The 20893-nt window shown below is 54.2% G+C and carries 17 protein-coding genes; 5 read left to right on the top strand and 12 right to left on the bottom strand.

Going from position 1 to position 20893, the window contains the following annotated elements; genetic code table 11:
• Positions 1–52 precede the first annotated feature (52 nt).
• The 7 genes from addA to regB all read right to left on the bottom strand — a co-directional run bounded on the left by addA (position 53) and on the right by regB (position 11567).
• Positions 53–3415: a double-strand break repair helicase AddA gene (addA, locus tag FHS72_RS04495; protein ID WP_183526197.1), complete on the bottom strand. Its 3363-nt coding sequence runs from the start codon at positions 3413–3415 to the stop codon at positions 53–55.
• On the bottom strand, positions 3412–6363 hold the full coding sequence (gene addB, locus FHS72_RS04490; RefSeq protein WP_183526194.1) for a double-strand break repair protein AddB: 2952 nt from the start codon (positions 6361–6363) through the stop codon (positions 3412–3414). Before addB ends, addA begins: the two co-directional genes overlap by 4 nt.
• The gene (locus FHS72_RS04485) at positions 6356–7036 is read right to left on the bottom strand and encodes a nucleotidyltransferase family protein (protein WP_183526191.1); all 681 of its coding nucleotides are present in this window, start codon (positions 7034–7036) and stop codon (positions 6356–6358) included. Before FHS72_RS04485 ends, addB begins: the two co-directional genes overlap by 8 nt.
• Positions 7033–8004, bottom strand: a complete 972-nt coding sequence (locus FHS72_RS04480) for an aminoglycoside phosphotransferase family protein (protein WP_183526187.1) — start codon at positions 8002–8004, stop codon at positions 7033–7035. Before FHS72_RS04480 ends, FHS72_RS04485 begins: the two co-directional genes overlap by 4 nt.
• Positions 7997–8455: a tRNA (adenosine(37)-N6)-threonylcarbamoyltransferase complex ATPase subunit type 1 TsaE gene (gene tsaE / locus FHS72_RS04475; protein WP_183526184.1), complete on the bottom strand. Its 459-nt coding sequence runs from the start codon at positions 8453–8455 to the stop codon at positions 7997–7999. The genes FHS72_RS04480 and tsaE overlap by 8 nt, the downstream gene beginning before the upstream one ends.
• A gap of 40 nt (positions 8456–8495) precedes the next feature.
• Positions 8496–10100 (bottom strand): PAS-domain containing protein, encoded by a 1605-nt coding sequence (locus FHS72_RS04470; protein WP_183526181.1) that lies wholly within the window; start codon positions 10098–10100, stop codon positions 8496–8498.
• A 93-nt stretch (positions 10101–10193) separates the two neighbouring features.
• The gene (regB, locus tag FHS72_RS04465; RefSeq protein ID WP_183526178.1) at positions 10194–11567 is read right to left on the bottom strand and encodes a sensor histidine kinase RegB; all 1374 of its coding nucleotides are present in this window, start codon (positions 11565–11567) and stop codon (positions 10194–10196) included.
• An 89-nt stretch (positions 11568–11656) separates the two neighbouring features.
• Here regB and FHS72_RS04460 point away from each other — a divergent pair, with 89 nt between their 5' ends.
• Both FHS72_RS04460 and FHS72_RS04455 read left to right on the top strand, forming a co-directional pair.
• Entirely contained in the window at positions 11657–12271 is a 615-nt protein-coding gene (locus FHS72_RS04460) for an SCO family protein (protein ID WP_183526175.1), read from the top strand.
• Between the two features lie 67 nt (positions 12272–12338).
• Positions 12339–12896 (top strand): ActR/PrrA/RegA family redox response regulator transcription factor, encoded by a 558-nt coding sequence (locus tag FHS72_RS04455; protein ID WP_183526172.1) that lies wholly within the window; start codon positions 12339–12341, stop codon positions 12894–12896.
• Between the two features lie 10 nt (positions 12897–12906).
• On the opposite strand, the gene FHS72_RS04450 is transcribed toward FHS72_RS04455, so the two are convergent.
• The gene (locus FHS72_RS04450; protein WP_183526169.1) at positions 12907–13380 is read right to left on the bottom strand and encodes a hypothetical protein; all 474 of its coding nucleotides are present in this window, start codon (positions 13378–13380) and stop codon (positions 12907–12909) included.
• 40 nt (positions 13381–13420) lie between these two features.
• Positions 13421–14293, bottom strand: a complete 873-nt coding sequence (locus FHS72_RS04445; protein ID WP_183526166.1) for a LysR substrate-binding domain-containing protein — start codon at positions 14291–14293, stop codon at positions 13421–13423.
• Positions 14294–14390: 97 nt separating this feature from the next.
• On the opposite strand from FHS72_RS04445, the gene FHS72_RS04440 reads away from it, so the two are divergent.
• Positions 14391–14558: a hypothetical protein gene (locus tag FHS72_RS04440; protein WP_183526164.1), complete on the top strand. Its 168-nt coding sequence runs from the start codon at positions 14391–14393 to the stop codon at positions 14556–14558.
• Positions 14559–14565: 7 nt separating this feature from the next.
• Here the strand turns inward: FHS72_RS04440 and FHS72_RS04435 are convergent, their stop codons facing one another.
• Positions 14566–15033 (bottom strand): GNAT family N-acetyltransferase, encoded by a 468-nt coding sequence (locus FHS72_RS04435; RefSeq protein ID WP_183526161.1) that lies wholly within the window; start codon positions 15031–15033, stop codon positions 14566–14568.
• Positions 15033–15623: a YfbR-like 5'-deoxynucleotidase gene (locus tag FHS72_RS04430; RefSeq protein ID WP_183526158.1), complete on the bottom strand. Its 591-nt coding sequence runs from the start codon at positions 15621–15623 to the stop codon at positions 15033–15035. Before FHS72_RS04430 ends, FHS72_RS04435 begins: the two co-directional genes overlap by 1 nt.
• Positions 15624–16246: 623 nt before the next feature.
• Here FHS72_RS04430 and FHS72_RS04425 point away from each other — a divergent pair.
• Together FHS72_RS04425 and FHS72_RS04420 are read left to right on the top strand one after the other, a co-directional pair.
• On the top strand, positions 16247–18403 hold the full coding sequence (locus tag FHS72_RS04425) for an SdrD B-like domain-containing protein (RefSeq protein WP_183526155.1): 2157 nt from the start codon (positions 16247–16249) through the stop codon (positions 18401–18403).
• A gap of 122 nt (positions 18404–18525) precedes the next feature.
• Positions 18526–19401 (top strand): O-methyltransferase, encoded by an 876-nt coding sequence (locus tag FHS72_RS04420; RefSeq protein WP_183526152.1) that lies wholly within the window; start codon positions 18526–18528, stop codon positions 19399–19401.
• A 32-nt stretch (positions 19402–19433) separates the two neighbouring features.
• Here FHS72_RS04420 and FHS72_RS04415 read toward each other — a convergent pair whose 3' ends face one another.
• Entirely contained in the window at positions 19434–20846 is a 1413-nt protein-coding gene (locus tag FHS72_RS04415; protein ID WP_343042655.1) for an oligosaccharide flippase family protein, read from the bottom strand.
• Between the last annotated feature and the right edge of the window lie 47 nt (positions 20847–20893).

Genomic DNA, 20893 nt, shown 5'->3' with positions numbered 1-20893 from the left:
TGTTGCGCTGAACCTATGAAGCTGCGCGAGTGTGGTCAAGCGCGGTTCACATCTAGGTGACTGTGCGCAGCGCATCTTCGGTGAGATTGCTTGGTAATTGCATGAGATTTGCGGTTTGCGTCCATAATATCGCCGTTTCAATCGTATGATCCGGAAAGATTTGTTTCAATGCGGATTGGTAAGCGCCCATTTGCCGCAAAAGCCCGACTGGTGTTTGCTCTGGCGATGAAGGCACCGCACGATTTGTTTTGTAATCCACGGCTAGAACAGTCGTCTCGGTGATCAACAAGCGGTCGATTGCGCCGTGAATGCGGTCGTTGAGTTCGGGCAGATGCGCGGTGACATCGACCTCGGTCAACGCGTCATCGCTGAAGATGTGCGCAAGGTCAGGTGCGTCCAGCAGGGCGGCGACTTGGCTAACGAGGGCGGGATCAAAAGCGTCATCCCCCTGCCCGTTCAGCAGTTTGTGGCCGAATTCAACGCGCTGTGCGGGATCAACGAGCGGTAGATGTTCGAGCAATAGATGGATCATGCTGCCGCGTGCCATCGCGGCGTCTTTATCGCCTTCACCGGGATCGCCGGGCAGGATTTTTGAACCCTTTAGGTCTGAAGGTGCGAGTGTCTTTCGGCGTATCCCAATCGGCGTTTCGCCAAAGATGGGTGGCGTGACGATCACCTTTTTAGTGACTGTTTTTTCGATTTTTTCACCGGAATGCCAATCCAAATGCGGCACGCGGCGAATGTCGTGGAGCCCTACTTTTTCGACCACATCGCCAGCGTGGATCATGCCGTCGGAAATGATGTTGTACCAACTTTCGTCACCATCGCCGACATCGCCAGCAGCACCGACAATTAACCATTTTTCGGCCCGTGTCATCGCGACGTAAAGCAGGCGCATACGTTCCTCGGATTGTTTTTCAATCAAAGTGTCGCGCAGGCCGGTTATGGTGGAAGGTGATTGCGCGGCGGGGGTTTTCCAGATTGCCGTGCCGTCTTTCGCGAAGATGTCTTGTTTGACGTCGATCCGCCGTTTCGCGGTGTCAGGTAGGAACACAATCGGGGCTTCCAGCCCTTTCGCCCCATGCACGGTCATCACGCGGATGCGGTCACCTTGGCTGTCCATTTGGCGTTTTACTTCAAGATCATCGGTGGCCATCCACGCGAGAAAACCTGTTAGACTTGGGACGCCCGTGGACTCGTATGCGAGCGCTTGGGATAGAAGCGCGTCGATGCCGTCTTCGGCCTCTGCACCGAGCCGCGCGAGTAGTTTGCGGCGGCCATCGTGGCGGGTCAGGATGCGTTCGATCAAGTCGTAAGGGCGAAGAAAGTCGGATTGTTTGCGCAGGTCACGCAGGATCGCTTTGGTCGGTTCATGATCGTCGCTTTGCCGTAAGGCGGGCCACAGATGCCCTTTGTTTGGACGATGATGTGCGAGAGCGTAGAGGTCTTGTTCAGACCAGCCGAATAGCGGGGATTTTAAAGCGCTGGCGAGCGATAGATCATCCTCTGGCAAGGCAAGAAACGATAAAAGCGCGGCGAGGTCTTTGACCGCGAGTTCTGCACCGACACGCAGCCTGTCCGCACCAGCAATTTTCAGGTTAGCGGCTTTGCATGCACGAATGATTTCCGAGAACAAATCAGACCGACGCTGCACGAGAATCAGAATGTCGCCTTCGGTCACTGGACGGTGGTTATAGGTGCCGGAATGCCCAATTTCCTCTGGAATAGTCTCTTCTTTGACCATGCGTTTGATTTCGAACGCGATCTGATTGGCGAGCCGGACGACATGGTGGTCAGTGCTAATGATATCGACGGGATCGGTCCAATCCACCTCTGGTTTGTCGTCGGTGGGTTCGATCACGGGCCATAGGTCAACGCGGCCCGGCATGTTCTGTTTAAAGGCCAAATGCTGCACATTAGGCTCTAATCCGGCGGCGCGGTCACGTTTGAAGGTCTCGTCCACGACCCGCAAAATCGCCTGCGACGACCGGAACGAATGCAGCAATGCTTCGCCGTGCAATTTGTCCTCGACGGCGGCGAGCCCTTCTTCAAAGTGCCCGCGCATTTGGTCAAAGGCGGCGGGATCGGCACCTTGGAATGAATAAATCGACTGCTTTTTATCACCCACAACAAAAATAGTGCGGCGGCGCGTAGGATCGGCCCCCTCGCCCGCTGTGAATTCTTGGGTCAGCTGTTTGATCACGGCCCATTGATCGGGGCTGGTGTCTTGGGCTTCGTCGACCAGCACGTGGTCGATACCGCCATCGAGCCGGAACAGAACCCACTGGGCCACGCGACGATCCGTTAGCAGCGCCTTGGTTTTCTGGATCAGATCGTCAAAATCAAGCATCCCCATCGCGGTTTTACGCGCCTCATAGGCAGGTACAAAGGCCGCGCCAAAACGGTTCAACGCGAGCGAGCGGTCGAATGCAACAAGCGCGAGCCTGTCATCGCGGGCTTGCTCGACGGTTTCCATGATGATGTTCAGGTCGTCGATCAGTTCGGGATGCGCTTCGCGGGTTGCTTTGGTCGGGAAGCTGTCGATTTTCGCGCCAAAGGGCGATTTTGCTTTTTCGCCAAAGAGGAAAAGAGACTCTAACACGGCGATATGCGACAGTTTTGGTGGATTGTGCAGGTCGATGCTGGCAAGCGCATCGGCTGCTTTTTTCTCGGTAACTGTACCAGTGGACAGAACTGTTTGGAGACGTTTCAGTACCTCGCGTTCTTCAACACCAAGGATGGTGTCGAGCAGAATATCCGAGGTCAGGCCAGACCGAAGGTCCAACGCATTGTGCAGCGCATCGACGGATAAGCCGTCGGAAAACAGGCCGCGCTTGTTCGCGACTTCGGCGGTCAGAGACGCGACATCCGCGCCAGTGAAATGCCGCAACATGGTGTGAACGGTGTCGGCGTCGGGGCCAAGCAGCAGTGCGTCCATGACTTCGGCGCGTAGGATTTCGGCCTGTCGGTCTTCCATTTCGCGGAACTGCGGGCTGACTGCGGCCTCTAGGGGGAACCGTCGCAAAACGCCTGCGCAGAACGAATGGATTGTCTGGATTTTCAAACCGCCGGGCGTTTCAATCGCTTGCGCAAAGAGCGTGCGAGCGCGTTTCAATTCGTCGCTGTTGATCGTTTTGTCGAAGCCGAGCGTGGTTAAATCCGCGCGAAGTGCGGCGTCAGGCATCATCGCCCATGCGCCAAGTCGTTTGAACAAGCGGTTCTGCATCTCGGCGGCGGCGGCTTTGGTGTAGGTCAGACACAGAATATTTTGCGGGTCGACTTGTTCGAGCAACAAACGCGCCACACGGTCTGTTAAAACACGCGTTTTCCCTGACCCTGCATTCGCGGATAACCACGTCGAATTCAGCGGATCGGCGGCGTTTACCTGCCGTTGCGTTGCGTCATCGCGGATCATGAGACGCCCTCGGTTTTCGGCAGGTCTGCCATGGTCCATTCCCCAAATCGGGATAGGTGATCGTAGTCGCTGATGTCGTCTTTGCTGAACATCGCCATGCGGGCGCTGTACCCTTTGGTTGGCATGTTCCATTTACCAAAAAGCGTCTCTAATCCAGCGTAAACGGCTTCAATCGGGGCTTTGTCTAGCGGCGCTTCGACGTCGCGCATGGCGGCGTTTACGCCGATAAAGACCGCTTCGTCGACGTGTTTTTCACCCAAGTCTGTGAACGCGCCACGCGATACCATGACGGCTTCGGCGAGTAGTTGTTTGTCGAATTTTTCTTGCACGTCTTTCGTCGGCACGACCCCGGTTTTATAGTCGTAAATGAGCGCTGTGTCTTGGGGGGTTAGGTCGATGCGGTCCGCCTTGCAGGTTATTGCCATGTCGACTGACGGCATTTCCATAACGCCCCAGCCTTCGGATATTGCGAGCGATCCTTTGGATTGGCGTTTTGCTTCTGCGGCCAAAAATACAGGTGCGAGCTTTTCCATCCGCGCCATCCATTGCGCACGGATTGTGGGCCACGGGCATTGATCGTTGAAATGACGTGCGGCGGTTTCCATCAATTGGTTAAATGCGGCGGGGTCAGTCGCATCGGGGCGCGTGCCGATGAATTCGTCCAAAATCGCGTGGATAATGATGCCGCGTAACGGCGCATCTGCGGTCGGAACAAGCGGATCAAGCCGCTTAAGCCGCAACACTTTGTTCGCATAAATCGCGTAAGGGTCACGAATGAGGGTCTTGATCTGCGTTACTGAGATGGTTTTTGGGCGGTCGGCCACTGGCGGCATTGGCGAAGGTCGATGCGCTGGTTCTATGGCGGCGGTTGGCACGGACATTTGTGCTGCCATCGCGATCCAGCGGTCGCCTTCGGCCTGCATTTTCTTCAATGCTTCGGGACCGTTCTGATCTGGCAGGCCGCTGAGAAGGTTGGTTAATCTGTTCACCCAACGCGACGGCACAGTTTCAGCGTCGGCTGTGCGTTTCGCCCGCGTGATCCAGACTTCGGGGCTGGCGACGGCCTGTTGGTAATCATGCGCTGACAGACCGATGCGCCGCTCGGGCAGTAACAACCCAGCTTGGGCGCGCATTTTACGGTTAAGCCACGGGTCTGGTGTGGGCGATTCAGGCCAGACACCTTCGTTCATGCCGCCAAGAATGACGAGATCGGCGCTTTGCACACGTGCTTCGAGCGTTCCCCAGATCAGGATATTAGGGTGACCTTCGTCGCGGTCACGGACGGTTCCTGCGGACAAAAGCGAACCAAAAAGGCCAGTGAATTCGGTGGCGGTTATTTCGCCGCTAGCCTCGGCGTCGCGTAGAATGGTGTCGCAGACGTTGCGGGCGCTGCGTCCAGCCTTTTCTTTCCAAAGTTCACCAGTTCCATCGACGTTTTGACCGCGCGCCAGCGCTTCGGCAAGTCCGATGACGCCTTCAATATGGCGCGTCAGATTTTGCTTTTGTGAAACCTGAATAGTTGGAACGACGGTGCTTAACCATGTGGCCCATGCTTGGCGTTTTTCGATCTTGCTTTCTTCGCTTAAGGCCCACGCATTCACCGTTTCAGGGGTCGGATACGGGACGCTGTGCCTGCGCAAGTAAAGTTCTAGTTCGTAGGTCAAGAGCAGATGCGGGCCGCGAAACCCGTCAACCGAGTTGCACAACGGGTGTTTCAGTAGCGTCAAAAGGGATTCCGACGTTAGTACATTGCGCGTCATGTCAGTGACATGCCGCAAAAACCGACCCGGCGGGGATAGGGCTAGCGGCATGCCCGCACTGTCGTCGGGGACGATGTTCCACAGATCAAGTGCTGCAGCGACCTGCCGCGTTAGGTTCCGATCCGGCGTGATGAGGGCCGCGGTCACACCGTCTTCGGCGGCTTGGCGGAGGCGAAGCGCGATTGTCTCGGCCTCTGATCGGGGCGAGGGGGCTTCGATCAAGGTTAGACCTTGCGTCGCGCTGTTCAGATCGCCCAACTCAGGACCATCGGACAACCATTGATCGGTGACGGGGGCAGGGCGTAAAGATAGCGAAACCAATGCGTTACGTGCAGCGTTTGGGGCTGGCGTGTCGCCCCAACGCATCACGTCATCGCGGTGCAAATCCATGGCGGACATGAGTTTGCGAAACCGGAACTGCGGGTGATCTTCGGCCACGCCTTTGTCACCATCCAGCGCATCCCAAACGTGCGCAGGCATGTCGAAATCAAAACCGGGCAAGACGATTGCACCTTGGGGTAGGTCCGCAACGGCGCGCATGAACAACCCAGTCGCGCCGCGCGATCCGGTCGAACCTGCGACGATAATGGGATGTTTTGGCGGTGTCTCGGCCCACAGCGCGGTGAGTGTTTCGACAACTAACCGTTGGCGGGCTTGTTCGTCGGGGTCGGCATTTTCTCCGGTGAAAAACGGGGAAATAATATCGAGGAATTTCTTCGACCTGTCCCAGTGGCCGGATTGATCGGTGACGTCGAGCGACGCAATGGCGTCGGGCGTGACGCCTTCGCCCTGCATTTCATCCATCAAATTCGCGAGGCTATCCGACAGATCGTATAACGCTGCCCTCGGTGCAAGTTCCGGTTCTTGATCGAGTAAACTAGATACTAACGTGGCCAATTCGAGACGCCTGCGCAATGCTGAGACTTTGGGTTTGACGTCATGTGAGATCGGATCGTTTGCTAGATCGGTGATCAAGCGGATGCGTGGCAAAAGACGCGGCGGGCCTGCGTCGAACACTTCTCTGATCCGGCGTTGCATCCGCGATGTGTTCACGAAGATTTGGATTTTCGCGAAATCTTGCGGCGGTAAATCTCCTGCGAGGTCAAGTAGTCCTGCGACCAAAGCGCTCGCGAAATCCGCGCCTGGCGGCAGGCCAAATACGCGGGCTTTGGGTGTTGGTTCAAACATTTGTTGTCTCGTCAATCAGGCTCTCGGCAAGTGGAATGCTGTCGGGTTGTCCCACATCGCACCACTGACCCGTGTAGGTGATGCCATGCAATTTACCACGTTGAATTGCGTTGTCCCACAGGCGGTTAAGCGAAAATACGTCGTCAGAAATCTCTGCGAGACCATCGGTGCGGATCATCTGCAAGCCGCTGTAAATGTGGTCGGGATGGCGGCTAAGATGGCCTGTTTCGTCGATGGTGAAATCACCAGCGCCCTTATGGCCAAGAACTTGGGGTGTTGGGATGAGCATTAGCAGACCTTCCATATCGTCGCGCCAAGCGTTTAAAAGCTGCGAAATGGGGTTGGGGCCTTTCCATATGGCGTCTGTATTTAGGGTCACAACAGGGCTGGAGCCAAGCAGCGGTAGCGCGTGCCGTAGTCCCCCACCAGTGTCGCGCAGCAGATCCGTTTCATCAGAAAAAACGACGCTTCGGTTTGCAAGATAGTCTCGTAGGATGTTTGATTTGTAATGAAGGTTAATGACTGGCGGATGCAAAGGTTGATCGTCTGTTAAAGCGAGCGCGTGATCTATCAGAGGCTTACCCGCAACTTCGACCATCGGTTTTGGTCGATCGGCGGTCAGTGGACCCATCCGCGTTCCAAGCCCTGCCGCAAATAGCATAATGGGGGTCATAGCAGGTCCTTGATTTGGGATTTGTGCGGCGGTGGTAGTGTTTGTTGCACACATTTTTGTAGGCTTTTCAACGCTGGGTGGCGCAAGTCGGCGTCGATCATTGCCCAGATATGGGGGATCATCGACATGTACCGCGTTTTGCGATCGCGCACGGCGAGCCGCGCAAAAACACCCAAAATCCGAAGGTTTCGTTGCACGGCGAGGCAGGCTAGTGCAGCAGGCGTCGTATCTGGATCTGCGCCCGTTTTCGAGATGAAATGAGCGGTCATGTTGTGGGCGATTTGAGGATCAACGACGCGGCGCACATCGCGAAGCATGGAAATCAAATCGTAACCAGGCGGTGCGATGAATGCGTCCTGATAATCGAGCAGACCGACACGATCTGTACCGTTCAGATTGGGTCGCCAGATCATGTTTTCAGCATGAAAATCACGCAGGGAAAGCTTGTCCGCGGTAGGGCAAAACCGTTCGAGGTGATTTTTGACCTCATCGATAATCTGTTTTTGCGACGAATCGCCATACCATTCGGTGGTGATATCCAGCATGTCGCCACCGACTTCTGGGGTCATGCGCGACAGTCCCGCGAGTGGTTTCGTGCGGTCGATTTGCACCAGAATATCCGTCGCGGCAGTGTACAACAGTTCGGTTTCATTTGGGGCGTTCGCGAGGTGCATCGCGAAATCGACGGAACCGAGGTCTTCGAGCAAAAGCAGCCCATTTGCGGGGTCATGCAGCAAAGTTTTGGGCGCACAAAGCCCCTGTCGCGTTAACCAATCGCCAATGTTAGCGAAGGTGGTTGTCGATTGTCCGGTGGCGGGATCGGCGTCCATCAGAATTGCTGTTGTCTCGCTACTGGTTAGGCGTAGATATCTGCGCGACGAGGCATCACCTGCGAGTGGGCTTTGTGTCCAGTTTTCCCATTTCGAGCCGGCTAAAAACTCTCGGATTAGTGTTTTGCGATCAGTCATTGAGATTACCTAACCGTGCGGTCCAATCGGCGTTCGGCGAAAGGGTCACGGAATGACCGTTTTCTAAGGCATCGAAGTGCAACTTAAGCGCGTTTTGTGGTGCGAGATCCCCCAATCTATCAGGCCATTCGATCAGACAGATCGCGGTTTCGAATGCCTCGTCCAGCCCCAATTCGAATGCTTCGTCGGGGTGCGTTAGGCGGTATAAATCGCAGTGCCAAATTTCGATGCCCGCGACGTCGTAAGTTTGCACGAGTGTGAACGTCGGCGAGGGAACTTCGATTTCGGCGCCTGCTTTCGTGCGGATAACGGCCCGCGAAAAGGCAGATTTGCCTGCACCAATGTCGCCCGACAGCAAAATCGTGTCGCCGGGCCGTAGGATTTCTGACACCCGCGCCGCGAAGCGCACCGTGTCTTGTTCAAGCGGGAGGAGGATCGTTTGCGTAACCATATCGCATGATTATGATGTCATGCTGTGCCTGCAAGCGAATTCAACCCTTCAGGCCGTAGATCGCCGGATCTGGCATCGTGAGATTGTGCTGAATCCGTGGGCGCATCCGCGCCAAAACGGTGAACGAAATCATGGTCATGCCGCCAGAAATTGGCTGTGCTTTGCAAGTGAACTGTCGGCCATCGTCAAGGATGGCGCGGTCTGTCCATGTGCCGCGATCCCCGCTTTTTCCAATGAAATCGCGTAGTTCGCCCCAGATTGGTGCCGCTGCACAATGGCTTTGCCACGTTAACATTTCTGCCCGTAAATCATGGGCTCGGACGCTGGTATCGTGGTCAACATCCCAAAGCTGGCCGTAGAATCGGTTCGACATAACCAAGGTTCCGTTCGCGGAAAAGACGGCGATAGCTTCGGGAAGCGCATCAAGCACGCCTTGGCCGGTTTGAATGTCGGATCGGAACCTGCGTGTTAACGATACTTCAGCGCTGATATCTTCGAAAAAGAATGCGTAGGAATCGTCTCGGCCCGGTTGGCCTGTGACTTTGAATGTTTGGCCGTTCGCGATTTCCCAGTTTTCACAATACGCGATGCAGTCCGACGAGGCGTCGTTCAAGGGAAACTGGCCGCGCCATTTTACGTAGTCTTTGGGTTCGGGCAGTAGTCGCGCCTCGCGCAATCGATCCAGAAACATCTGCATGGAGGGTTTGCCGCTTAGAAATTCCGGCGACAGGTTTGTCATTTCGAGCAAGGCGGGGTTGAACATTAACAGTCGGCGCGATCCGTCAAAAATGGCGAGCCCGGTTGATAGTTTTGCAAAAATGCGACCAAACATCTGGACCGAGCGCCGTTTTTCCTGCTCGGCCAAAACGGCTTTGTTTGCGTTGCTTGCAAAATGCAGCGCGTGTGAGCCTGATTTTAGGGAGGTGACATCAAACCACGCCTCGCCGTTCTGCGCTGGAATGTCGACGGACATGCGTTGCACCTTTGGCTTGTCGTCGCTGACGTCGTGATGCAAATCGGGAAAAATTGCCTCGCTTGGCCAAGATTTTACCGCCTTGTCCGCGTCGTCGGATAGGATGTCCGACAGGTTCAGGTAGGACTGATTTGCCCAGCTGAGTTGGCCATCTTCATCCTGTTGCCAAACAAGGTTCGGTGATTGGTCCGCGAGATTGCGCAGCATGGTTAACTCACCAAGCAGAGCGTCTTGAGCGGCAATCGCACTAATCGTCAAACCGTCTTGGGCGCAGGTGCCTAGCAGTTTGATTTGAACCAGTCCGTTTATCTCGGTCAGTTCCAGCGAAATCGTAGAATTGTCTGTCGCCACAAGGGTTTGCACCTCGTTACGTTCGATTTTATCCATGACGGTGGTCAAGGTCGGAAACCGTGCGCCAAGTACATGAAGAACGGATTCCCGATCGTTCATGTGTTTTGGTGCGTCCTTAATTAGTACCTGCGCATCTACCGTCGCGTCGCGCAAATCATTCCCGTCAAACAGGAACGTCGGTGCGATATTCTCGATGCCAGCGTAACGATGCCGCGCTACCCCTCGTATCGTCATTAACCAAAATCCAACAGCGACAATAGCAGTGCCGCCAAGAGATATAGCGGCGATCAACGCCACCTCTAAAAGCCCAAGTGATTCCATTTTGCCCAACCTAGTTTGCCCAGACTGAGAGTCGCTTTGTAAGGTTAATGTTGGGTAAACGTTTGCTGTGACTCGGAAAATTCATTTCTAAGTCTATGAAAACTGTTGATTTTCACCCAATGGTTCACCCGCTTCCGGGGCTGCAATGTACTCTATATCGCGCGGCCACCGGACCGAAATCAATGCACCAGCCAGCGGTTGCGCGGTTGTTTTGGTGCGGCTGTTGGCGAATGTCAGCGTAGCACCAGAGCGTTCGAGCAGCGTTTTGGCGATGAACATGCCCAACCCCATGCCCTCGTATCCGGGGCGATCATTGGTCTGGCGTCTGCGCCGCACAAAGGGATCACCGATCCGCGGCAGCACGGAGGCAGGAAACCCTTTGCCGTCGTCCATAATGCGGACGTTAATCATGTCGCGATCCCATGTTACGTTGATTTGAACATTGCTTTCGGCAAAATCGACGGCGTTTTGGATCAGGTTCCGAAGGCCATGTACGATTTCAGGACGGCGAGGAATTGTCGGCTGAACGAGCGTCTCGTCATTTACAGACCCTACGTGAAACAACACCGTTTTACCGCGATTGAGGTGGGGATCAGCCGCCTCTCGGACGACAGTTTCGAGCAGCGCATACCGCATGTGCAGGTCATCTTTGCCTGCGCGCCCCATGGATCGCAGGATGTCGCGACACCTGTCAGCTTGGTTCCCGATCAGGGCCACATCGTCGTAGTGATCGGTGTTTTCTTCCAATTCTTCCATTAACTCGCTGCTAATTAGTTTGATGGTAGAAAGCGGCGTGCCAAGTTCATGTGCCGCTGCGGCGACGACCCCACCCAAGTCGGTTAATTTTTGTTCGCGGGCGAGGGCGAGTTGGGTTGCGAGCAAGGCTTCGGCCATCGCGTGCATCTCCATTGTGACCTGACGCGCGTAGACTGCGAGAAAGGCGATGCCGATTACCAAGGCGGCCCAAAAGCCGAACTGGATCAGCGGCGGAAGCGTCAGTATGATCCCATCGGCGGTCGCAATAGGTTGGGAATACTGACTAATCACCGAAACGAGTGAAATCGCGACCATGCCGAGAGTTAGTGTGCTGCGCAGTTGTAAAACAGTAGCAGCAATGGTCACGGGCGCGAGGATAAGCACCGCAAACGGGTTCACAAGTCCGCCCGTCACATAAAGCAGCAAGGCCAGTTGGAAGATGTCGATGATCAACATAAAGAACGCTTCGGGTTCCGAGAGGCGCTTGTTTTTAGGGTAAACGGCTGTGAAATAGAGGTTCGCGATGATTGCCAGACCGATGACCGCGATGGCGTAACCGGTTTGCATCCGTAATCCGTAGACTTGGACGGCCACTATGATTGCGGCAGATTGCCCCAGTATCGCAAACCACCGGACGCGCAAAAGCGTGCGTAGGCGGACCCAATTGCTGCGTTCGCGGTCTTCACCCATCTGATAGTCAATGACGTCCATGTGATTGTATTTTACTTATATCTTTGCCCTACATACACCGTACGTACACTATAAATGGTCAATCGACTAAAGGGTTAAAGGGGCAAGCAATGTCAAAAAATTTAGCAATTGCGACAGCTGCGGTATTTATTGTGGCTGGTGCTGGTGCCACATTTGCGATGAGTCAGTTTGGCGGCGGCGGTATTGAAAGCTGTAGCACGAGCGCTGTGGCTGGCGGTGATATCGGCGGAGCGTTCGAGTTGCTGGACAAGAACGGCGAGCTTGTCACGGATACAGACATCATCACAGAGCCGACCTTGGTCTACTTTGGCTTTACGTTTTGCCCTGATTTCTGCCCGATGGATATGACCCGCAATTCCCAAGCCGTCGATATACTGGCCGAAGAAGGCATCTCTGCGACGCCGCTGTTCATCACGATTGATCCTGAACGCGATACGCCAGAGATCGTTGGTGATTACGCCTTTAACTTTCACGACAAAGCAATCGGCCTGACGGGTAGTGCTGAACAAATTGATGCCGCGTCAAAAGTATATCGGACCTTCTATCAAAAGGACGACAGCGGTGATCCTGACTACTACTTGATGCAGCATACAACGCTGACTTACTTAACGCTGCCTGAAATAGGGTTTGTGGATTTCTTTAGAAACACCAATACTGCAGAAGAAGTTGCAGAGACGGTCAGTTGCTACGTGAACGCGATTTAAGGAAAAAGGTCGCATTTGACCCGGCGCTCCGATGGTCTAAATTCTGTCATGAACAAAGGACACGATGATGATCGCGGAAACTAATGCACTGCCCATCGGTGACGACCCGTCGCTATTGCTGGTTGATGACGACGAAGCGTTCTTGAAGCGCCTCGCAAAGGCGATGGAGAAACGCGGGTTTTCTGTTGAAACAGCGGATTCAATTGCAGCCGGCAAGGCGATTGCGACGGCTAGGCCACCTGCTTATGCCGTGGTCGATCTGCGGCTCGGTGATGGCAACGGGTTGGACGTGGTCGAGGTGTTGCGTGAACGCCGTCCTGATGCGCGTATTGTTGTTTTGACTGGTTATGGTGCGATTGCGACGGCGGTTGCTGCGGTCAAGATTGGCGCGACGGATTATTTATCAAAGCCTGCTGACGCGACGGATGTCACCAACGCGCTGCTGGCCACGGGCGATGATCTGCCGCCACCGCCTGAAAACCCGATGAGCGCGGATCGTGTGCGTTGGGAACATATCCAGCGGGTTTATGAATTATGCGACCGGAACGTGTCCGAGACGGCGCGTCGGTTGAATATGCACCGACGGACGTTGCAGCGTATTCTGGCAAAACGCAGTCCGCGTTAGGGTTAACGGATCACTGGCAAATCGCCAAAGCGGCTGGGGATATGCCGTAGGGCGGTTTGATCACCGTGCAATTCAGCGCCGCGCCTGATCTGTCTCGCGTCTGGAATTCAAAGTAGTTTGTGCCGGTTGGCTGGTTCCGCGTGTCCGTGGTCTGTGGCAAACGTGTGCCGGATAGCGTGGTCACCACGGCTTCGATATTGGTACCGTCTTCGTTGGTACGCGACCAGAATATTACGTTTAGAACCAATGTGTTATTGCTACAGACCTTCACCACATGGCCGCTAAACCCACCCGCAAGGTTCACAGGTCCGACCCGTGCGTTTTGTGACCGACTGGTAGGGTCGGTGCTGCAGGGCGTTGTATTGAACTTGGCCGCATTTACCTCTGAAACCGACGGAAATGCGCTGGGCGCAGGGACAAGCGGCGTCGTGCCGCTACATGCGGCGATACTGAGCAAGCAGGCGGTCGCGATAAGGTGTTTCATCACATGGGGTCCTTGAAGCGAAAGAGTTACAATAGGTCTTCTAAACCTGAGATCGCAGCCATTTGCGAAATATTTTTACTTTTTCAGCATCTGCACCATGCTGGCTGACAATATAGTAACCAAGATCGGGTGGTGCTGCACCTTCTTGCACGGCGATCAATCGACCTGACGCTATGTCGTCTTCGACCATCGCGCGGATCACGACCGACACGCCGCCACCAGCGCGCACTGCGGATGTGATCATGCTCATTGAGCTAAGTTCGCGGATCGAACATGCGGCGATATCCAGACCGTTTTCAGCGGCCCAGCGTTTGTAAACGGGCAGGTTCGGGCTAAACAACCAGGTGAAATCTTGGAGATCGGCAATCGCACAGGCCTTGCGTCCGCCAAGTAGCGAGGGCGTGGCGACGACGACGTAGTCGCCTGCGATCAGGAATTGTGATTGAAGATTGGGGTTTTTGCCGTCGCCATAGCGGATCGCCATGTCGTACCCGTCGCGGCGCAGATCGATCAGGTCGTTGCTGGCGGTGACTGTGACATTGATATCGGGATGTTTTGTCCAAAAATCACACAGTCGCGGCATCAACCAATATTCAGCAAAATTCGGGGTTACAGACACCGTCAATGGGCTGGCGTGGGTATCTTCCACAATCCGCGTGACGCCGTCAATGATCGCGCTGAACCCTGTTTGCAGGTCACTGGCCAGTTGTGCGCCCGCGTCGGTGAGGACCATTTTACGACCTTCGCGATTGAGAAGGGACATGCCGAGGTGGGCTTCAACGGCGCGGACGTGCTGGGCAACCGCCGCATGGGTGACGTTTAATTCTCGCGCGGCAGCACTAAACGAACCGGCGCGCGCGGCGGCTTCAAACCCCTTGAGGGCGGCGAGCGATGGAATGTCACGCCAGTTCATATGATAGTTTTGCTAACATATAATAATTTTTCCTGAGTAGGTGATCCAATGCAAGTGTTTTATTCCGGTAGGCAGGAAATCACGAAAGGAACATACTATGTTTGGTATCTTTAATCGCGTGCTGCGCACCGCAACTCAGATCGAGGATTGGCGCGCGCCTGACCACTGGAAGCACAGCTTGCATCAGTCGACGTATGAACGCCAACGCCGCAAAGCAGACGCCCACAGAATTCGGTTGGCAAAGGACATCGGCTTGTGGCGGTAGGGCTAGATTAAAGCGTTAGGCGCTTTGTCACACGATCCAAGGGCGTGCCGTCTTTCAGCGGTACGCCTTTGTCGATGTGGTGATCCACAAACCCCATTTTGCTATAATACGCGAGGCCGGGCGCGTTATCGGCCCTGATTTTTGCATCGATAAAAGCAAAGCCATTGGCAATCGCCGCAGTCTTGGTGGCGTTGAATAAAACGGTCCCCGCACCGCGAACAGGTGCTTTCTGGTCGGTGAAGCTACCGATCGCCAAACCGTTTTGGGGCAGGGCAAACACGGCTTGGAAACCAACGGGTTTGGTACCGTTCAGGACAGTATGCACAAAGGCGGGATCGTCGAAATAGTGGGACTTGAACGTAGCGTAGTCCCACTCATCTTCATGCGCGGTGGTGCCGCCGATGCGAACGGTGTGGTTGAACAAATTAACCAAATCCGGAATGTCAGATTCGCGTGTTTTGCGTGCGGAAAGCATCAAATCTGACCTAACAATTGGGTATGTTTAGCTGTGAAATCTGCACGTACCAAAGGGGCAGGGCGGAGTGTGATTGAGAGACCGTCAATGAGCGTTTGATCAACTTTACCGAAGATTTTGTTGGCCTCAGTCACGGTAAAGCCTGCGATTTGTGTGGCTTCCATCCACGCACTAACGGTGTCTGCTTTTTTGATCTGCTTTTTCACGGTTACGGGGATTTTTGCGGGAAGACCAAAGCGAAAGTGGATCGCTGCTGTTAACCGTTCGTCTAATGCCTCGTAATCGGAACCAACCGCTGCCTTCACGGGACTGATCATGTCGCCGATCACATACTCGGGCGCGTCATGAAGCAACGCTGCAAGTTGCCATTTTATCGGCGCTTTGGGCTGCATACGGCAAAAAATCTCAGTCACAAGCAGTGAATGTTCAGCGACAGAATAAGCGTGATCGCCAGCGGTTTGCCCATTCCAACGCGCAACAAAAGCAAGGCCATGCGCAATGTCTTCGATTTCGATATCAACGGGGGTTGGGTCCAGCAGATCAAGCCTGCGACCTGACAGCATCCGTTGCCATGCGCGTGGTTGTTTCATGCGTCTCTCCGTTGGTGGTTGTACGACTGGGTAAATCGGGAGGGCGAACATGTCGAGATTTAACGTAAGTGCATTTTGGTTATATCTACGCGGGTTTCCCACACGAGATGATGGGCGCAAGCCCCCAAGCATAGGCCCGCGCGAATCCGATTATGGGGTGCGACATGGAGGAAGTGAGCGTCGTTGGCATGCGGCAGCGAATAAATGAGATCGTGAATTCCGGTGGTTTTCCATTTGCGCTGCCCTAGAAGGCAGAGACGGATGGCTTTTCATTCTGTCCGATGATTATGGCCTTTATGAATAAGAATTCCCGGCTGTCGAATTGCTCACATCGCTGATTCAAAAAGATTAATTTTAATGGAGGTATCTACAGCCTGTGGTGGTGTGTGCAGCGATATGGAAAAAATTTGGGCTGTTAGTAACGCCTACACAAGCGCCAGAGTCAGTAAATTAAGGAGCAAGATAGACGGAATGGTATTTCTGCGCTAACTTTTAAATGCGGCATTATCTATTCTGATTCACGACGCCCGATTTTATTTGACCTAATTTTTTAAAGCCGCCTCGATTTTGGCGTCAATTTTTAAGCTATATTTGGGGGAAATACATTGCCTTATAATCATCACATGAAAACCTTTGAGTTTTCCGCATTTCGCGAGTCTGATTTTACAGACGGTAACATCGGTCGCTGGTCGACCTTTGAAATGCCCGACAGTGCAACTTTGAACATCGCTGTCGAAGATAACGACGCCTATCTGTCGGGTGACAGTTGGCGAAATGAAAATGCAACTGACTACAGAGGTCAGCAAGCGAACATCACTGCTGACGGCGAAGAAATCGGAAACGGTGGCCAAATTTACGCTGAACAATACATGTGGCTGCGTGATAATCTCGGCAACTATTACGTGATGGTGGAGATCGAACAAGAAGGGACGAACGAAGATTATTTCACCTTCTACGAACCTTATGGCATCCCCGCAGCGGGTACGACGCTGACTGTTGTCGGAAGCGGCAACATAACGACCTGCGGGTGGAACCCACGGTACGACGATCTTGGTGGAGGTGACGTGAGCGTCCCTAGCGCGATAAGCGGTCGATACTTTTTCGATACCGATGGCAGTGACACCGACAACGGCGAAGCGGGCGTTGTTGGCGCGCAGGTGACGGTAACAAATCTAGACACAGGCGAAACCTTTACCACGATGACTGACGATGACGGGTCTTATTCCTTCATCGGATTGGGGCAGGGCGATTACACCGTCACCTTTGCCGAAGTGGATGGATTTGGTTTTGTCACCGCAGGCCAAGGCGATGACACCACGATTGACTCTGATGTGGACAGCACCGGCACCACGATGACGATTTCGATCGGGGCTGGCGAGGTCGTGACCGATGTGGATGCAGGTATCCGTCCTTGTGGCGACATTCATGGATCCGGTGGCGTTGATGACGTTCTAATAGGCTGCGACACCGACGATCATATCAGAGGGTTCTCTGGTGATGACACGATTGAAGGACGGGGTGGCGATGATTTGATCGACCTTGGTCGTGGTGACGACGTAGCGATTGGAGGTAGCGGCGACGATGTGATCGATGGCGGTGAAGGGTATGATATCGCGATCTTTGCGGGCAATGCTGCGGATTACACGATCACGGTTACATCTCTTGACGGTAGCAGCGTGAATGTGTCTGGCGCTGACGGCCACGATGCATTGGTTGATGTTGAGATGCTGCGCTTTGATGATCAGGATGTCGTTGTGTCGTCGTTCATTTTATCAGCAAGCGATGATATCGCAGAGCTACCAGCATTGAACGCGGACGTCGTCATTGATGTCCTTGCGAATGATAATCCGGGTCTCGCTGGTGGAACGCCGTCGGTCATGTCTGTCACAGACGGAAAATTCGGAACGGCGGCTATCGGTGCGGGTGGCCAGATCACATATACCGCAACAGTTGAGGCGACTGGCGGGTTCGACGTGATCAGCTACACAATCGTCGATAGTGCAGGGCGTATGGCAACCGCTGAGGTCCTGATCGGGAATATAGCTGCACCGGACGCATCCGCAAGCGAAGCAATCTTGCTGGGCGATACCGGTGTCACGTTTGAAGGAACCGGCATTGATGAGATCATTATCGGCGGGCTTGGTGATGACACGATCACCGGCAGGGGCGGCGATGACGAGATCAGCGGTGGTGCTGGCAATGACGTTATTGCGGGATCAGCAGGTGACGATACGATCATTGGCGGGGACGGTGATGATGAACTGTCGGGCAATCTCGGGAATGACCTGATTTCAGGCGGCGCTGGCAACGATGATATCACTGGCAGTGGCGATGATGATCAAATCCTTGGTGGTGACGGTGACGATGTGATCACAGCCAATCCCGGTGATGATTTCATTTTCGCAGGTGCCGGTGATGACGATATATCAGGCAATGCCGGTAATGAGCTGATCTTTGGGGGCCAAGGCAACGACGAGATCAAGCGTATCGGTGAAGGACAAGACACGGCCTTTGGTGGTGACGGCGATGACGTCTTTATCTGGCGTTCATTCCAAGCCGATAACGAACGTGATCTGATCGACGGACAGTCTGGTATTGATACGCTTGAACTGGAAGTCGATGCTGCTGACTTTGCTGCAGTGCAAGCTGAAGTTGATGCCTACATTGGCTCACTTGCCGCAAATGCGGGGGATACGAACGGGGTCTCGTCAAGCTACAGCTTTACGACAATCGCGCTTGATATCGCAAACATTGAAAGCATCGATCTGACGTTTGGATAAATGCAATCGGCGCGGCATTCCAAGCTGCCGCGCCGTCTCTGCTGACCACGGGACACTGCGAATATTCTTTACGGTTTTTTCAGTATTTAAAATGAAGCCTCAATTAACCCGAAAGGGAGAAAATGATATCAACTGTCAAACGCGCTATTGGGCGCAACACATTGCTGCGGAATGTCATTGTCGAAACAACGGCCTTTGTGGAAAAGGGTCGTATCCGTGGGTTGATCGATGATCTAAACGGTCACGGCGATCCGATTGCGTCGAGACTGGCACAGGGTATCGACAACTTTGCATTTGCCGGCCTTGCTGAATCTCAGGCCTGGGCGGAGAAGATTGAGGCGCAGCGCGCGACCATGCTGGATGATACGTCTATGCTAGCGACCGGTGATCTTGGCGCGCCGGGGGGGCATGACGAAGGTCAGCGGATTTGCGATGTTGTCGCGGTCAGCAAAAGCGCGCGCGCGGCAAAGCTGTTGATGGACCTCTGTGCAGCGTTTGCCCCGAAATGCATCCTTGAAATGGGAACCAATGTTGGCGTGTCGTCGGCCTATATCGCGGCAGGTCAGCGTATCGCGAAGGTAAGCGGCGCTGAGCTGACAACGCTTGAGTTTTCGCCTTACCGCGCTAATATCGCAAAGAAGTTGCATGCGAGCCTTGGTCTTGATCACACAGAATTTGTGCTTGGCGATTTCAACGACACGCTTGGGCCTTTGCTGCCAGCGCTACCGTCGTTGGACCTCGCGTTTATCGACGGCAATCATAAATACAAACCAACGCTGAAATACACCGATATGATCTTAGGTGCGTCTCAGAATGACGTGGTCTTGATCTATGACGACATTCGCTGGTCGGACGGGATGGAAAAGGCGTGGCTTGAGATCATGCACGATCCACGCTTTTCTGTGACTGTTGATCTAAACTCAATGGGGATCGCAGTGCGCAGCAGTCAATCACACCCAGCCTACCGATCGCAGCGGATCCGAAGTCTGTCGGCTTAAGGGGTGGCTGCGTGCGACGTAGTGAGCCCAGTCTATTTCGTTGAGTTTCTCAGCCAAGCCATATCGTTCACGATCTGACGATATGTCAAAAGCACTGTGACGCCGGTCGCGATGATGCAAAGGCAGACGACGACAGCGCAATCCTGTAGCGTAGAAAAATCCCAAGGTGCGCGGATATAGTGCCCGAGTATCGCTGCTACCAATCCAACGCAGGCCGGAAGAACCAGTACCTTTGCTTCGGACATGATCGATAACGGCACGCATTTGTTCATGTAACGCCAATAGCGGGGCATGTAGATCACGGCGAAAATGCTTCTGACTGCGATTGCGGCTTCCAACCCAAACGGAAGCGCGAGTAGAAACAGGATCGTGCCAAGGATGAACCGTTCGATTGACATGCGCAGGCGTAGATCGGTGCGGTTGGCTGCCATGAACACCTTTCCCCCGATTGATGACACCAGTTCAGCCAACAACGCGGGTACAGCTAAGCCAAACAGTGGGGCAACGTCGCCCCATGGTTCGGACAGGACCCAAGCGAAAACGGGCCTGGCATGGAATGCCGCGACGATTAAGCAGGGAAACAGAAAAATGGCCAATAATCTGGACGACGCCAGATAGGTTTGCCCCGTATCAGCGGCCCCCGCTCCATCGCGCCACTGTCGCGACATTGCGACCATCGCGACCCGCGAAAATGGGCCAACAGCCCCAATTTTAGGAAAGCGGGACAGTCTTTCTGACATCGACCACAGCGACACGGCGAGCGTGCCAAAAAGCTGGTTGAACGCAATGATCGGTAGCTGTTTCTGGATGGCCATAATACCTGAAAACAACAATGTGTTCACGCCAAAGCCAAAATGGAGGTGTAGCAATTTCGGATGGAAGGTCAGCTTGGGCCGAAATTCACTCACATAGGCGTAAGCGGCAAACTGAACGGCGACGAGCAGGATTTGCTGGATTACTAATGCCCAGTAGCCGAACCCTAAAAGCGCAAGGCAAATCGCGGTGGCCAAACTGACCAATCCGCTGATCATCATGATGTTCGCAATTTTTTTATAGCCAAAATCGCGTTCGATCCATGCTTGATAGACTGCGCTGAGCGATTGCAAGAATGGCAGCAGCGCCAACACGATCATAACCGCGAAGAGTTCGGGCACGCCGGTGGCGTTTGCGTAAAACGGTGCGGCGAGCATGACAATCCCCGCCAGACCAGCACCAACGGCAGCAAGGAACCAGAACACAGTGCTCCATTCCGCGTGATCAAACTTTTGTAAGCGGATCAGTGATTTCCCAAAGCCAGAGTCGCTGAAGGTGTTGGCAAAATGTGGGATCACCATGCCAAGCGCGACGATGGCGAAGTCTTCTATCGACAAAAGTCGAGTCAGAATTGGTAGGCTCAGAAACTGCAAAAACATGACGAAAGCACGCGCACCGACGAGTTGCCGCACGCTGGCAAAGAAGTTGTCTCGTCGAGGTGGGGGTGCTGATAAGGTCA

It is taken from the genome of Yoonia ponticola (assembly GCF_014199395.1).
GTDB classification, from domain to species: domain Bacteria; phylum Pseudomonadota; class Alphaproteobacteria; order Rhodobacterales; family Rhodobacteraceae; genus Yoonia; species Yoonia ponticola.
Note: the sequence above shows the minus strand (reverse complement) of the source record. Positions and strands in the feature narration are given on the sequence as shown.

Excerpts from the sequence above, each read along its gene's own strand:
- FHS72_RS04480 (WP_183526187.1), bottom strand. The coding sequence starts at position 8,004 with ATGACTGATCGCAAAACACTAATCCGAGAGTTTTTAGCCGGCTCGAAA.
- tsaE (WP_183526184.1), bottom strand. The coding sequence starts at position 8,455 with ATGGTTACGCAAACGATCCTCCTCCCGCTTGAACAAGACACGGTGCGC.
- FHS72_RS04455 (WP_183526172.1), top strand. The coding sequence starts at position 12,339 with ATGATCGCGGAAACTAATGCACTGCCCATCGGTGACGACCCGTCGCTA.
- FHS72_RS04420 (WP_183526152.1), top strand. The coding sequence starts at position 18,526 with ATGATATCAACTGTCAAACGCGCTATTGGGCGCAACACATTGCTGCGG.
- FHS72_RS04450 (WP_183526169.1), bottom strand. The coding sequence starts at position 13,380 with ATGAAACACCTTATCGCGACCGCCTGCTTGCTCAGTATCGCCGCATGT.
- FHS72_RS04425 (WP_183526155.1), top strand. The coding sequence starts at position 16,247 with ATGAAAACCTTTGAGTTTTCCGCATTTCGCGAGTCTGATTTTACAGAC.
- FHS72_RS04445 (WP_183526166.1), bottom strand. The coding sequence starts at position 14,293 with ATGAACTGGCGTGACATTCCATCGCTCGCCGCCCTCAAGGGGTTTGAA.
- FHS72_RS04460 (WP_183526175.1), top strand. The coding sequence starts at position 11,657 with ATGTCAAAAAATTTAGCAATTGCGACAGCTGCGGTATTTATTGTGGCT.
- FHS72_RS04440 (WP_183526164.1), top strand. The coding sequence starts at position 14,391 with ATGTTTGGTATCTTTAATCGCGTGCTGCGCACCGCAACTCAGATCGAG.
- FHS72_RS04435 (WP_183526161.1), bottom strand. The coding sequence starts at position 15,033 with ATGCTTTCCGCACGCAAAACACGCGAATCTGACATTCCGGATTTGGTT.
- FHS72_RS04430 (WP_183526158.1), bottom strand. The coding sequence starts at position 15,623 with ATGAAACAACCACGCGCATGGCAACGGATGCTGTCAGGTCGCAGGCTT.
- regB (WP_183526178.1), bottom strand. The coding sequence starts at position 11,567 with ATGGACGTCATTGACTATCAGATGGGTGAAGACCGCGAACGCAGCAAT.
- addA (WP_183526197.1), bottom strand. The coding sequence starts at position 3,415 with ATGATCCGCGATGACGCAACGCAACGGCAGGTAAACGCCGCCGATCCG.
- addB (WP_183526194.1), bottom strand. The coding sequence starts at position 6,363 with ATGTTTGAACCAACACCCAAAGCCCGCGTATTTGGCCTGCCGCCAGGC.
- FHS72_RS04470 (WP_183526181.1), bottom strand. The coding sequence starts at position 10,100 with ATGGAATCACTTGGGCTTTTAGAGGTGGCGTTGATCGCCGCTATATCT.
- FHS72_RS04485 (WP_183526191.1), bottom strand. The coding sequence starts at position 7,036 with ATGACCCCCATTATGCTATTTGCGGCAGGGCTTGGAACGCGGATGGGT.